This window comes from Roseibium sp. ROS1 (genome assembly GCF_054658215.1).
The window spans coordinates 492,929-505,743 of the sequence record NZ_BAAGIG010000001.1; the positions used below are offsets into that span (position 1 = coordinate 492,929).

Here is a 12,815-nt window from a genome sequence, read left to right on the forward strand (position 1 = left end):
CCTCAGGAAACGCCCAGGAAGGGATATGGCCCCGGAAAGGCGCCGACCGGAATGAGGTGCGTCAGGAAACCATCGTCTCGCCATTCGTGAAGCAGCATCCCGCCGGGTTCCTTGGTCAGGCTGTTGCCGGCGTTGGTGCGCTGGTCCAGCGTGACCGCATGCGAGGTGCCGGGGCAGACCTGACACAGGCTGCCGGAAAAGAGGCCGGCGATGGAGCGGTGCAGATGGCCGCAGACAAGCCGAACCTGCCCGGAATGAAGGGAGAGGGCGGTGCCCAGGCTGTCTGCGTCGTGCAGGTTCTGCGCGTCCATCGCCTTGATCCCCACGGCAAAGGGAGGGTGATGAAAACCGACTATCGCGGGTTTGTCGCCAAGACCGGAGAGCGCGTCCGTCAGGAAAGACAGGGTTGCCGGTTCAAGTGTGCCATGAGCTGCGCTTTCGGTAAGGCTGTCGAGCCCGACAACGGCAAAGTCTTCAAAATCGATCTGCCAGTCCAGGGGGCCGGTGCGAGGCATCCACTGTGCGTCCGCGAAGCTCTCCCGCATCGGCTCGCGCCGGTCGTGGTTGCCCGGCAGCACCCTGTAGGGCAGGTCGAGGTCCGCCATCAGCATCTTGAAGCGGTCGTATTCTTCCGGCGTTCCATGTTCGGTCAGGTCACCGGTAACGATCACGAGGTCGACTGGACCGATCTGCGGCAGCAGACGGTTGATTGTGGCGACCGTTTCGGCAAGGGCCGCGGCCGTGTCGACCTGTCCGTAGGCGAGTGCTCCTTCAGGAACAATGTGGGTGTCTGAAATCTGAATGATCTTGGTCATGAATGGGTCGATGTCTGGTCTGCAAGGAAGATGAGGTCGGAGGGATCAATGGCGAGGCGCACGGTGCTGCCGGTTTCAGGGGCTTTCCTGCCCGGGTGCTGAAGATAGAGAAGGCCGGCATCCGGAAGGACGCCGCCCACGGCGAGACGGAAATGACCGCCGGAGAACGTGACGGTTTCCACCGTCCCCGACAAGGATCCTGTCTGGTCTAGGCGGACGTTTTCCGACCGTATGTAAGCTGTTTTGCCAGCGGCGCCAGCGGGAAGCTTCAGCTGCCCGCCAGGCAGCTGCAGTACATCGTTTTCTATGTGTCCGGTCAATGGCATGGCGTTGCCGATGAACCGGGCGACGAAGGAATTGGCCGGAGTGTGGTACAGCTCTTCTGGCCGGCCGACCTGAAGCATGGTTCCGTTCGACATCACCGCGATCCGGTCCGCGATCGCCATCGCCTCGCTCTGGTCGTGGGTGACGAAAACAGCCGTGATCCGGAACTGCCGCAGCATGGCGGCCAGTTCGTCACGCAGGTTGTCGCGCAAGGCGGCGTCCAGCGCAGACAGGGGTTCGTCCAGCAGCAGGATCCTGGGGCGCGGCGCGACGGCACGGGCCAGGGCCACCCGTTGGCGCTGCCCGCCAGACAGGGCATTTGTCGGGCGATCGGCGTAGTCGGTAAGGCGGCAGAGGTTCAGCACCTCGTCCACACGTTGCCGGCGTTCTTCCGCCGGCACTTTTCTAACCTTCAGGCCGTAGCCGACATTCGCGCGCACGCTCATGTTGGGAAAGAGCGCATAGGACTGAAACACCATGCCGACATTGCGATGTTCCACGGCAAGTCCGGTCACGTCGGTCTCGTCGAACCGGATCCGGCTGCCCGCATCGGGGCGCTCCAGTCCGGCAATGATGCGCAGCAGGGTCGTCTTGCCACAGCCGGAGGGACCGAGCAGCGACAGGATTTCGCCGGGACCAACGGTCAGATTGGTCGGGCAGAGAGCCCGCGTGCCATCGGCAAAGGTCTTGGCGGCGTTTTCGATTGTCAGGGTCATTGAGCGATCCTTTGCGCTCTGGCGGAGGCCCATTGCATGGCCATCAACAGCGGTACGATCATCGCGAAGAAGACGAGCGTATAGGCGGAGGCGACCTCCAGCCGCATGGAGGCATAGCTGTCGGCAAGGCCGACGGGCAGGGTTTTCAGATAAGGCGTGTGCAACATCCAGGTGAGGTTGAATTCGCCGATGGAGAGCGTCACCACGGTCAGGGCACCAGCCAGGATGCCCGGCATGGCATTGGGGATGATCACTGTTCGAAACCGCGTGAAGGCAGACGCGCCAAGTGTCGCCGCGCTTTCTTCCAGGCTGCGGAAATCCATGGCCATCAGGACGGCGAGAACCGATCGCACCATGAACGGCAGCGTGTAGAGAACATGGCCGACGAGGATGAAGGTCCAGGACGTGCGGAACCCGGACAAGGTTCCGTAGAGCTGCAAGAGCGCGAGCGCCAGTGCGAGGCCGGGGATGGCGAGCGGCAAGGAGATAAACTCTTCCAGCAGGCGCGACAGGCGTCCGGGATTCCTGGCAAGGGCGTAGGCCGCCGGAACGCCGATCACCAGTGTGACGGCAAGGCAGGCTATCGCGAGCCAGAGCGACAGGAAGATGCTGGCGGAATATAACTCCCAGACCCTCCCGATCCATTTCAGGGTCAGGCCAGAGGAAAGTCCGCGGAAGTAGTTGGCTGTTACCCCGGCCAGGATCGACTGGATGGCCGGGACCAGCAGAAAGGCGGCGATAACAAGCGTGACCGCACATTGCAGCCACCAGGCGAGGGATCTTTTCATGTCAGCCTCCCGCCGCAACCGTCGTTCCCGCAAAACTGCGGGCGATGTAAAGCAGGGCCCAGGTCACAAGGCCAAGCAGAACGGACAGGGCTGACGCCATGGCGATGTTCGCCGACAGGGTGAATTCGGTATAGATCACCATCGGCAGGACATCGATATTGGTGGCCAGCGTGAAGGCGGTTCCGAAGGCTCCCATGGCGGTGGCAAAGGCGATTGCACCGGCTGCTACGAGGGACGGGGCAAGACCGGGCAGGATCACGTCGATGACAATGCGCCACGGGGATGCGCCGAGGGTGCGGGCGGCTTCTTCCAGTGCGGGGTCGAGTTTTTCAACGGCGGCCATCACCGTCAGCAGGACGCGCGGGATGGAAAAATAGAGATAGCCGAGAAAGAGGCCGATCAGCGAATAGGCAAACACGATGTGCCCGGGCAATAGCTGGTTGAACAGCCCCTGACGTCCCCCCAGGAGGATGATCAGGAAGCCGATGACGACGCCCGGAAAGGCCAGCGGCAGCGTCAGGACGGAAAGCAGCAGGCCGCGTCCGATAAACCTGTTCCGTGCCAAGAACAGGCCGGCGGTGGTTGCCAGAGCGAGCGCGGCAAGGCTGACCGCCAGCGACACCAGCACCGTGTTGACCAGGGTTTCAAGATATCGAGGCGTTTGCAGGATCTGCAGGTAGATGTACCAGCCGGCTTCCGATTCAAAGGAAGCCTGAACCAGGCGCACCAGCGGCAGAGCCAGAAAAGCGAGGGCGAATACCGCCAGCGGTACAAGGCAGGCGGTCACGAATGTTCTGTCGGACATGAAGAATGCCTTCGGAAAAACAGGCCGGAACGCCAATGCGCTCCGGCCCGCCAGGTCAGGATGTTATTTGACTTCGTTCAGGTAACGCTCGCCGAAACCGGCCTGGGCGCGTTCCATGTGGGCATAATCGACGGCAACCGCGCGCTCGTAATCGCTTGCAGGCAGGAACTTCGCGGCGACTTCAGCCGGCAGTTCCACCGGCCGGGACGGCTGCAGGTAGGCATTGGTCCAGATGGCCTGGCCTTCGTCGGACAGGATGAAGTCCAGAACCTTCTTGCCGGCTTCCTTATGCGGTGCGCCTGCCACCAGGCTCATCACGTAGGGAACGCGCACGGAACCTTCGCACGGGAGCACGAATTCGAAGTTGCCGTCTTCTTCGTATTTGCCGCGATAGGCGTTGAAGTCATAGTCGAAGAGGATCGGAATTTCGCCGGAAACGACGCGTGCGAAAGAGGTCTGCTTGGGAACGATCGGATCGTTTTCCGCCAGTTCCTTGAAGTAGCTGATAGCCGGATCGAAGTTCTCCAGATCACCGCCGAAGGCCAGGTTGACGGCAACAGCACCTGCATAGCCAACAAAGGCGGAAGACGGATCAAGGTAGCCGACCATGCCGCGGTATTCCGGCTTTTTCAGATCGGCGAAGCACTGCGGGACCGGAGCGCCACCGAGCGCGTCGACATTCACGAACATGCCGAGGGTGCCGTAGTGAACGGCAAACCACTTGCCTTCCGGGTCCTTCAGTCCTTCGGGGATGTCATCGAAACCGGCCGGCTTATAGGCGGTTACGACACCTTCGTTGCCGGCCTTGATGCCAGTGGTCACTCCGTAATAGGCAACGTCGGCGACCGGTGCGGCCTTCTCGGCCAGAAGCTGGCTGAGGGTCTGGCCGGAATTCTTGTTGTCATGCGGCATGGCAATGCCGAGCTTCTCATTGATGGCTTCCAGCATCGATGCCCAGTCGGCCCATTGCGGAGGGCAGTTGTAGCAAACGGCATCTTCGGCCTTTGCCGGCACGACGGCCGCCATTGTCATGGCCAATGCGAAAAGTGTACGTTTCATGTCAGTGACTCCTGAAGCGATCTCAAGCAGGTCTCGGGGTTACTCATTGGATGGCAGGGAAGTGGCAGCTTCTCTGCCATCGGCTTTTCCGGGAACGGGAGGGCCAAGGCTGCCTCCCGCGCGGAAACTGAATGTGGCGGCTGCGGACGGCAGGTCGGGTGTCGGCCGGTCCAGCAGCCTTGCCAGCACGGAATTGACGGCGCCCTGACCCATGGTGCGCGGATCTGTTTCGACGGTCGCCAGATGAGGGTCGACCAGCAGCCCGGTGGAAATGCCGTCAAAGCCGACCAGCGACAGATCGTCGGGAATACGCTTGCCGAGTGCGCGTGCGGCCTTCATGGCGGCAAGGGCGAGAAAGTCGTTCGACGCGAAAATTCCGGTCAGGGCCTGATGTTCGGCCAGAAGCGTGCCGAGCAATTCCAGAAGGGTGCCGTCCTGCTCCTCGATTTCCAGAAGAAGCGGGTCTGCCATGCCGAACTCGCGGCATGCGGCGGCAAAGCCTTCGTAGCGCTCACGCGAGCGGTCGGAGCGGTGGAACCGCAGGGCCAGAAATCCGGTTTGAACGTGTCCCTGGCTGTGAAAGGCCCTTGCGACTTCACGCGCGGCGGCACGGTTGTCGACGGCCCACGCGGGCAGGCCGAAAGAGGAGCGGTTATAGACGAGGCAGCAGGGGAGATCCCGATCCCGGATCAGCTCCAGAGCCTCGCTGTCGGCGGCATTGTTGACCGTCAGGACCAGGCCGTCGACCTGTTTGGCAATCAGGGTGCGTGCGGCCTGAAGCTCCAGCACTTCGTCGTATTCCGAACATGCTAGAATGAGCTGATAGCCTTCGCGGTGGGCTTCCTGCTGGGCAGCCTGGACGACTTCGGCAAACACGGGATTAGCGAGAGAAGGGACGATGCAGCCGAGTGTCTTTGTCGAGCTGCTTTGCAGGGACCGGCCAAGCGCGCTGAATTCGAAGCCGAGCGCATTTGCTGCCGAAAGAACCTTCCGGCGGGTGTCGGCGCTGGCGGAGCCGGTGCCGTTGAGGACGCGGCTCACCGTTGCAATGCCGCAACCGGCCTGCTCGGCAACATCCTTGATCGTCGGCGGACGCGATCTCACCCTTGGCTCCTTCAGTCTTGGAAACGTTTCCAAGACTGAATACAGGGTGTCGATGTCACTTTGATGAAAGCGTTTCCAGAAGGGAAAGAGCGCGCTTTTCGATGCGCAGTCGTCAGCCGCAACCGGGCTTGAAACCCGCCGCCCGCGGGGACAGGCGGCGGGTCATGGGTCAGAACTTCTTGGCGAAGCTCAGCTTGAAGCTGCGGCCTGCACCTTCATCTTCACTCAGGTGGTTCCGGTACGACTTGTCGAACACGTTGTCGACGTTGAACCGGACCTCACTGTCCGCCATGAAACCGTCGGTCGGTTTCCATGCCGCATAAAGGTTATGCAGCACATAGCCTGCGGTTTCCTGTTCGTCGGCGCCCACACGGTCCTGGGCGGCGTAGAAATCGCCCTTCCAGCCGAAGTCGAGGTTCCACGGACGGTAGACGTAGCCGATCTTGAGGAAGGCGCTGTCGGCGGGGACGGCATTCATGTAGTCGCCGGTAGTGACGTTCTTACCCCGGATCAGGGATGCGCCAAGCGTCCCGTAAATGTTATCGGTGTAGTAGGAGGCTTCCAGTTCCAGGCCGTGGTACCTGGCATTCGGGATAATATCGGTTTGGACCGTGGTTCCGTCCCAGTAGCTCGCGTAGTAGTTGGTTATGCTGTTGCGGAAAGCGGTCCCCTTCAGCCGGAGCGCGTCACCATCCAGGGCAATATCGTCAAAGGAAAGGGTGATGCCGCCTTCGATGTTGTTCGAAAGCTCCTTTTGGATGTCGTTGACGGTGTAGTTGCTAAAGACCTCATCAAGCGAGGGGAGGCGCTCGGTGTGCGCGTAGGAGCCGAAAACGCCGAACCAATCGGTCACCTTGACCATCGCAGCAAGTTTCGGCGAATATCCGACGTTGCTTTGTTCTTCGTTGAAATCGACGGCGTTGCCTCTGCTGTCCACATAGTTTCCGATCGAAACGTCGCTGTAGTCGATCCGCATGCCGGGAATGAGGGTGACGCGATCGTTCCACACGAATTCGGCCTGAGCATACCCGCCGACATTCGTTGTCTCGCCTTCAGGATGGGTGGAAGAACCGGTTTGAGTGTAGTTGGCAAAATGGCGTGGGTTGAGGCGCTCCTGATACTGTGCGTCTAGCCCCGTCGTGACGTAGGCCACCCAGTTTTCACCCAACTGCAGCGTTGCCGTGTTCTCGACATTTCCCTGCCAAGTTTCATAAGAGTATTCTGAACTCAGGCCAAAAGGGTAGGTGCAGGTAAATGGACCGAAACAGATCTGATCCTGGTTGCTTTGCTCGACCCGCGTGTCCGACCAGCTGACCTGTGCCTTCACATCAAGCAGGTCGTTGCCGGAAAAACTGTTCTCGTAGCCAATGATGGCGGTCTGGTCGGTTACCGTCCGGTCTACATCTCCAAAAGTGTTTTCCCAGGCAATCTGGTCGTAGTTCTGGTTGTCCTCGTCACTCGACCAGTTCTGGTAACTTGCGAAAACGGACTGGTCTTCATTTTCCCCGAAGGTGTAACGAGCCTTGATCAGACCGTTGATGGAGCTGAAATCCGTGTCCGGGACCTCGTTGCCCTGGCCATCCGTAATGTCCTGAGACTGCCGATAGTTGAGGGCGCCGAGCAACTCGAGGTTCTTGACCGGTTCTGCCGCGACGATCGCGCTGCCCAGCCAGCCGTTGCCGTTCGAATCCCAGGAGGTTTTCAGCCGGCCGCCGATCAGGTCACCCGGATCGAGGAAATCGCTGGCATCCTTTGTGGTGAAGGTGATCACACCCCCCATCGCGCCGGCGCCATAAAGGGTTGATGATGCCGGTCCGCGCAGGACCTCGATCTGTTTATAAAGTTCCGGGTCGGAGAAGAACGACCCCATCCGGTACTGTTCGAAAAACTTGTTGACCCCGTCTACCTGCATGATGATCCGGGTCTCGTCGCCGGAAAGGGCTTCACCGATACCGCGGATATTGATGCTTTCGCCGAGGATCGAGTTACTGCCGATCGGCGTGACGCCCGGGATCTCCTGGAAGACGTCTCCGATCGAGCGCGGTTGCAGGTCGTCGATGGCTTCCTGGTCCAGCACGGTGACGGCCTGAGGAGTGTCGATCGCGACTTTGGGCACGCCGGCGCTGACCACGATCTGTTGTAGCTGCGACACCGGTTGATCCTGTCCGGCAACGGGTGTCGCCGGTGCTGCATCCGCTACTGCATCCTGTGCAGCCGCCCCGCAATTAAAAGCCAAAACCCAAAGGGCAACACCACCCATCAAGCGGGTGTTACCGGTCTTCTTGAGCCCCATAAAAATTCTCCAAGAGTGCGCGTTGTTCGCGTCCTTTTCGCTGCCTCTCACACAGCGTTTTAAACATGAGTCAGTGACTCAGGTATTGTGTTCCTAATGAAACATGAATATAGGAGTCAAGTATTAGATTGCGGTCGCCGAGGAAAAGCGTCTCTTTGGAATGATTCAAAAATTCCTAATAATCTCAGTAATTTACGTTACGGGATGAAGAGGCGGGAAACTGAGCGCGGGCTGCAGGAAGACCATAGCGATTGGGGACAGAACTCATGAATGCCGATCAGATCTCCTCTGAAACCAGGCAGAGCGCAGCCGACATCCGGGCGGCACGCGCGGACAATCCGAAGATGCGGGAGCGGGATCTGGCGCAGATACTCGGCATTACGGAAGCGGAGCTGGTCGCCAGCTTCGTAGGGCATGGCGTGCGCCGCATCGCGCCGCGTTTCGAGGATCTGTTTCCGGGGTTGCAGACCGTCGGCACGGTCATGGCACTGACGCGCAACGAGAGCGCAGTGCACGAGAAGATCGGACCGTTCGAGAAATTCGTGAACGGCAAGCGGGCGGCCCTGATGCTGGGCGAGCAGATCGACACGCGCATGTTTCCGGCCAATTGGGTGCATGGCTTTGCGGTCGAAAAGGCTGACGGCAACGATATCCGCCGGTCACTGCAGTTCTTCGATGCCCATGGTGATGCGGTGATGAAGATCCACACCCGTGCGGAAACGGACCTGGATGCATGGAACACTCTGGTTGAAAAGCTCGTGCTGGACGACCAGACGCCGGATGTGTTGCCGCAAGTGAGCGATGCAAAACCGTTCAGCCGAAAACAGGCATCCGAAGGAGCTGAAGCGGTGCTGCGCGACCGCTGGCAGGCGATGACCGATCCGCATCAGTTCCACGGACTTTTGAAGGATCTGGACCTCGACCGGGTCAGCGCCTTTGAACTGGCGGGCGATGCCTGGGCCTGGCCGCTCGATCGTGGGGCGGTGCCGGCCTTGTTGCGCCTTGCAGCGTCGGAAAACATCCCGATCATGTGTTTTGTCGGCAATCGCGGTTGCATTCAGATCCACTCCGGGGCGGTGGCAACGGTGATGGACCGGGGCCCATGGATCAACGTGATGGACCCGACCTTCCATCTGCATCTGCGGACCGACCACATCCACGAGGTCTGGGCCGTGCGCAAACCGGCGGATGTCGGCCATGTCACGTCGGTGGAAGCTTATGACAGCGACGGACAGCAGATCATCCAGTTCTTCGGTGTGCGTGGTGAGGGCAACCAGGAACGGTCCGATTGGCGCGGCCTTGCCGAAAATCTGCCGAAACTGGATCGGGCGGTAAAGCTGGGAGCAGCGGAATGATCGGGTCACTTTCGCGTTTTTCCGGCGTCTCGGCGGCTGTCGCGCTGACCGTCGCAGCCCTGGTCCTGCCCGGCCAACCACTGTTTGCGGAAGGCACGGGCAGTCCGGACAGCAGCAATGTTGTTGCCATCGGCGGTTCGGTGACGGAGATCGTCTACGCCCTGGGCGAAGACAAGAGGCTGATTGCCCGCGACAGCACCAGCATCTTCCCGGCGGAAGCGGCAAGCCTGCCGGATGTCGGGTACATGCGCGCGCTGTCCCCGGAAGGTGTGCTCTCCGTCAACCCGGAGCTGATCCTGATGCTGGAAGGCAGCGGGCCGCAGGAAACGGTGGACGTGTTGCGCAAGTCCGGTGTGGCGATGGCGGATGTGCCGGAGGCATATACCGCCGAAGGCATCATCAAGAAGGTGCGTGTCGTTGGTGAAGTGCTCGGCGTCGAGGCGAAGGCCGATGCTCTTGCCAGCAAGCTTGAACAGGATCTGGCAGAGGCGCAACGTGCCGCTGAAAGCCGGACGTCTGGCGTTCGTGTCCTCTTCGTCCTGTCGACAAAAGGCGGGCGTATCCTCGCCGCCGGATCGGATACGGCCGCCAACGGCATACTTGCGCTTGCCGGTGCTGAAAACGCGACGTCCGGCTTTTCCGGCTACAAGATCCTCAGCGACGAGGCGATCGTCAGTGCGGCACCGGACGTCGTGTTGATGATGGATCGCCACGGCGACGGCGAAGACGCAACGAGCAGTGATGCGATATTCGATCATCCGGCCGTGGCGCAAACGCCGGCAGGGAAGAACAGGCGACTTGTCCGCATGAACGGGCAGCTCCTGCTGGGGTTCGGTCCGCGCACCGCAGAAGCGGTCCGTGAATTGTCGACCCGTCTGGCGGATACGGCAAGCTGATGGCACTGATGAGCGATACGGCCTTGCCCGCCAGAAGCGGACGGATTTCCTCTCTCCTTGGGCTTGCCGACCTGCAGCGCGGAGACAGGGCTCCGCTCGCGCGGGCCGTAATTGTGCTGCTCGCCGTGCTGACATGTCTCGTCGTTCTGGGAAGCCTTGCCATCGGCCCGATCTCGATCCCGGTTCTGGAGCTCCTGCCGCATGTGCCGTCATATTTCGCGGGAGCGGGAGAGGGCGCGCCACAGGGCGTTTCGGCAAGGGACTGGATCGTGCTCATGGATATTCGCCTGCCGCGGGTTACGCTGGGCGCGCTGATCGGCGCGGCCCTGGCGGTGTCCGGCGCGGTGATGCAGGGGCTGTTCCGAAATCCGCTTGCAGATCCGGGCATTGTCGGCGTTTCGGCGGGGGCAGGTCTGGGTGCTGCCGCGTTCATCGTTCTCGGAAATACCGTACTGGCGCCGGTGATGGCGCTTCTGGGTATCTATGCGGTCCCGCTGGCAGCCTTTGCGGGCGGCCTCGTTACGACGCTGCTTCTTTACAGAATCGGCACGCGCGGAGGCATCACGTCAGTTGCGACATTGCTGCTGGCGGGCATTGCCCTCGGCGCGCTCACCGGTGCGATGACAGGGCTATTGGTCTATGTGGCCGATGACCAGGAACTGCGCGACCTGCAGTTCTGGGGACTTGGGTCGCTCGCGGGATCCAACTGGCAGAAGGTTGCTTCCGCCGCGCCAATCATCCTCACCATGCTGGTCTGCGTGCCGTTTCTGGCACGCGGTCTCAACGGTCTGACGCTTGGCGAAGCCGCCGCCTCGCACATCGGCATCAAGGTGCAGCGGCTCAAGAACCTCAGCATCCTGCTGGTGGCGGCGGCAACCGGCGCCTCCGTGGCTGTCAGCGGCGGCATCGGGTTTGTCGGCATCGTCGTGCCGCATTTGCTTCGTCTCACAATCGGTCCCGACCATCGCTACATGCTGCCGGCCGCAGCGCTTCTTGGCGCCTGCCTGCTGATAGCCGCCGATACGCTGGCGCGCACCATCGTGGCACCAGCGGAAATGCCCATCGGTATTATCACCGCCTTTGCCGGTGCGCCTTTCTTCCTCTGGATCCTGCTGCGCAAGCGCGGCCTCACAGGTCTTTAGGGTGTAGTCATGTTGCACAGGACAATTGAAAATGGCACGGCGCTGGCACCCGATCTTGTTGTCGAGCAGGTGTCTGTTTCGGCAGGCAAGACCCGGATCGTGCAGGACCTTTCCTTTCACGCAAAGGCTGGGGAAGTGCTGGCGATCATCGGGCCAAGCGGTTCCGGCAAGACGACCTTGATGAAGGCAATGACCGGTGAACTGCCTTATTCCGGCGGGATAACGCTGGCAGGGCTGGAGGTTGGTGGCCTGTCACCGGAAGTGCTTGCCGCCATGCGCGGGGTGCTGCCGCAGGCAAGCCGGATTTCCTTTCCGCTGAACGTGGCTGAAGTGGTCGGTCTCGGCCTGACCTCCAGCCGCCGGGAGCGGAGCTTCCGTGCCCGGCGCATCGCCGAAGCCCTTGCGAAAGTCGGCCTGTCGGGGTTCGAAGGGAGAAGTTATCAGGAACTGTCCGGCGGCGAGCAGCAACGGGTGCAGCTCGCACGGGTGTTGTGTCAGGTCTGGGACCCGCTTCCGCAAGAAGGCCTGCCGCATTGGTTGTTCCTGGACGAACCGGTCTCCAGTCTCGACATCAAGCACCAGGTCCAGATCATGCAGCTTGCAGCCGATTACGCCAAGCGTGGTGGCGGCGTTGTCGCCGTGATGCACGACCTCAACCTGACCACTGCCTTTGCCGACCGGGTGCTGGTCATGCAGGGTGGCCGCCGTCTCGCCTTCGGTGCGCGGGACGAGGTCATGCAGGCGGAGTTGTTGTCGAAAGCCTATGACTTTCCGCTGGAAATCCTGACACGTCCGGGTGGAGGACGGCCTGTGATCGTGCCGATGGACATCGGCTGAGGGTCTTTCACCCTGGTGATGTTCGACGTGATCAGGCGGTCTTCAAACTGCGCAGCGCGGAGACCATTTCCTCTGAATCCCACACCCGGTCGCCAATGGCGGCCAGGGCAACCTTGCCGGTGCCATCGAGGACGTAGGTTACCGGCAAACCGCGCAGGAACCAGGTGCTCGGCATGGCCTTGTCGGTATCCATCAGGACGGTGAGGCCATCATGGTCGATCTCATCCAGAAAACCTTCGATCCGGTCCTGCCGGTCACCGACGTTGACGGCGAGCACTGCAAAGCCTTCGGGACCGAGTTCCCGGTTGAGACGCGCCAGACCCGGCATTTCCTTTCGGCAGGGCGGACACCATGTCGCCCAGAACGATACGAGCAGGATCTTGCCGGAATAGTCGGCAAGCGTGTGGACGGTGCCATCAAGATCGGGAAGGTCGAGTTTGGGTTCGATTTCGAAGGCCGGTTCGGCGAGGCCAAGTCGGAAGAAGTCGTTGCCTGCCGCAAACACCGTTCCCGGCAGCAATGCCATTGCCGCGCTGCCAGCCAGAAGGTGCCGTCTGTTCAGTTGTCTCATGCCCGTAATCCCGCCTTACCGCTTTCCGTCGTGCAGGCGAAGGTCAAATCCTCGTCTGTCAGTGACATCAAGGTAAGCGGGACAGGGCAAATTGAAAGGCAAATGGGATC

General features: G+C 61.0%; 12 protein-coding genes. 4 read left to right on the forward strand and 8 right to left on the reverse strand.

What is annotated here, in order from left to right; translation table 11 throughout:
* Window positions 1-2 precede the first annotated feature (2 nt).
* The 7 genes from ACYQ6M_RS02150 to ACYQ6M_RS02180 form a co-directional block, all read right to left on the reverse strand.
* Window positions 3-815 (reverse strand): phosphodiesterase, encoded by an 813-nt coding sequence (locus tag ACYQ6M_RS02150; RefSeq protein WP_075281918.1) that lies wholly within the window; start codon window positions 813-815, stop codon window positions 3-5.
* Window positions 812-1,855 carry an ABC transporter ATP-binding protein gene (locus tag ACYQ6M_RS02155; protein ID WP_460071860.1) on the reverse strand — a complete coding sequence of 348 codons (1,044 nt, stop codon included), beginning with the start codon at window positions 1,853-1,855 and terminating at the stop codon, window positions 812-814. Before ACYQ6M_RS02155 ends, ACYQ6M_RS02150 begins: the two co-directional genes overlap by 4 nt.
* Window positions 1,852-2,643 carry an ABC transporter permease gene (locus tag ACYQ6M_RS02160; RefSeq protein WP_023003146.1) on the reverse strand — a complete coding sequence of 264 codons (792 nt, stop codon included), beginning with the start codon at window positions 2,641-2,643 and terminating at the stop codon, window positions 1,852-1,854. Before ACYQ6M_RS02160 ends, ACYQ6M_RS02155 begins: the two co-directional genes overlap by 4 nt.
* 1 nt (window position 2,644) lies before the next feature.
* The gene (locus tag ACYQ6M_RS02165) at window positions 2,645-3,448 is read right to left on the reverse strand and encodes an ABC transporter permease (RefSeq protein ID WP_460071863.1); all 804 of its coding nucleotides are present in this window, start codon (window positions 3,446-3,448) and stop codon (window positions 2,645-2,647) included.
* 63 nt (window positions 3,449-3,511) lie between these two features.
* Window positions 3,512-4,507: an ABC transporter substrate-binding protein gene (locus tag ACYQ6M_RS02170; RefSeq protein WP_460071865.1), complete on the reverse strand. Its 996-nt coding sequence runs from the start codon at window positions 4,505-4,507 to the stop codon at window positions 3,512-3,514.
* A gap of 39 nt (window positions 4,508-4,546) precedes the next feature.
* A complete protein-coding gene (locus tag ACYQ6M_RS02175) occupies window positions 4,547-5,611 on the reverse strand; it encodes a LacI family DNA-binding transcriptional regulator (protein ID WP_460071867.1) in 1,065 nt (354 codons plus the stop codon).
* A gap of 169 nt (window positions 5,612-5,780) precedes the next feature.
* Entirely contained in the window at window positions 5,781-7,904 is a 2,124-nt protein-coding gene (locus tag ACYQ6M_RS02180; protein WP_460071869.1) for a TonB-dependent receptor domain-containing protein, read from the reverse strand.
* A 281-nt stretch (window positions 7,905-8,185) separates the two neighbouring features.
* On the opposite strand from ACYQ6M_RS02180, the gene ACYQ6M_RS02185 reads away from it, so the two are divergent.
* Genes ACYQ6M_RS02185 through ACYQ6M_RS02200 form a run of 4 tightly spaced genes read left to right on the forward strand, consistent with a single transcriptional unit; the run spans window position 8,186 to window position 12,134 of the window.
* The gene (locus ACYQ6M_RS02185; protein WP_460073174.1) at window positions 8,186-9,259 is read left to right on the forward strand and encodes a hemin-degrading factor; all 1,074 of its coding nucleotides are present in this window, start codon (window positions 8,186-8,188) and stop codon (window positions 9,257-9,259) included.
* Window positions 9,256-10,155: a heme/hemin ABC transporter substrate-binding protein gene (locus ACYQ6M_RS02190; RefSeq protein WP_460071871.1), complete on the forward strand. Its 900-nt coding sequence runs from the start codon at window positions 9,256-9,258 to the stop codon at window positions 10,153-10,155. Before ACYQ6M_RS02185 ends, ACYQ6M_RS02190 begins: the two co-directional genes overlap by 4 nt.
* Window positions 10,155-11,297 (forward strand): FecCD family ABC transporter permease, encoded by a 1,143-nt coding sequence (locus tag ACYQ6M_RS02195; RefSeq protein WP_460071873.1) that lies wholly within the window; start codon window positions 10,155-10,157, stop codon window positions 11,295-11,297. The genes ACYQ6M_RS02190 and ACYQ6M_RS02195 overlap by 1 nt, the downstream gene beginning before the upstream one ends.
* Before the next feature lie 9 nt (window positions 11,298-11,306).
* The gene (locus ACYQ6M_RS02200) at window positions 11,307-12,134 is read left to right on the forward strand and encodes a heme ABC transporter ATP-binding protein (protein ID WP_460071875.1); all 828 of its coding nucleotides are present in this window, start codon (window positions 11,307-11,309) and stop codon (window positions 12,132-12,134) included.
* 31 nt (window positions 12,135-12,165) lie between these two features.
* On the opposite strand, the gene ACYQ6M_RS02205 is transcribed toward ACYQ6M_RS02200, so the two are convergent.
* Entirely contained in the window at window positions 12,166-12,705 is a 540-nt protein-coding gene (locus ACYQ6M_RS02205; RefSeq protein WP_447238839.1) for a TlpA family protein disulfide reductase, read from the reverse strand.
* Window positions 12,706-12,815: the final 110 nt, after the last annotated feature.

Bases quoted from the DNA above. Each gene is read 5' to 3' on its own strand.
- ACYQ6M_RS02155 (WP_460071860.1), bottom strand. From the start codon at position 1,855: ATGACCCTGACAATCGAAAACGCCGCCAAGACCTTTGCCGATGGCACG.
- ACYQ6M_RS02165 (WP_460071863.1), bottom strand. From the start codon at position 3,448: ATGTCCGACAGAACATTCGTGACCGCCTGCCTTGTACCGCTGGCGGTA.
- ACYQ6M_RS02180 (WP_460071869.1), bottom strand. From the start codon at position 7,904: ATGGGGCTCAAGAAGACCGGTAACACCCGCTTGATGGGTGGTGTTGCC.
- ACYQ6M_RS02205 (WP_447238839.1), bottom strand. From the start codon at position 12,705: ATGAGACAACTGAACAGACGGCACCTTCTGGCTGGCAGCGCGGCAATG.
- ACYQ6M_RS02195 (WP_460071873.1), top strand. From the start codon at position 10,155: ATGGCACTGATGAGCGATACGGCCTTGCCCGCCAGAAGCGGACGGATT.
- ACYQ6M_RS02150 (WP_075281918.1), bottom strand. From the start codon at position 815: ATGACCAAGATCATTCAGATTTCAGACACCCACATTGTTCCTGAAGGA.
- ACYQ6M_RS02200 (WP_460071875.1), top strand. From the start codon at position 11,307: ATGTTGCACAGGACAATTGAAAATGGCACGGCGCTGGCACCCGATCTT.
- ACYQ6M_RS02170 (WP_460071865.1), bottom strand. From the start codon at position 4,507: ATGAAACGTACACTTTTCGCATTGGCCATGACAATGGCGGCCGTCGTG.
- ACYQ6M_RS02160 (WP_023003146.1), bottom strand. From the start codon at position 2,643: ATGAAAAGATCCCTCGCCTGGTGGCTGCAATGTGCGGTCACGCTTGTT.
- ACYQ6M_RS02190 (WP_460071871.1), top strand. From the start codon at position 9,256: ATGATCGGGTCACTTTCGCGTTTTTCCGGCGTCTCGGCGGCTGTCGCG.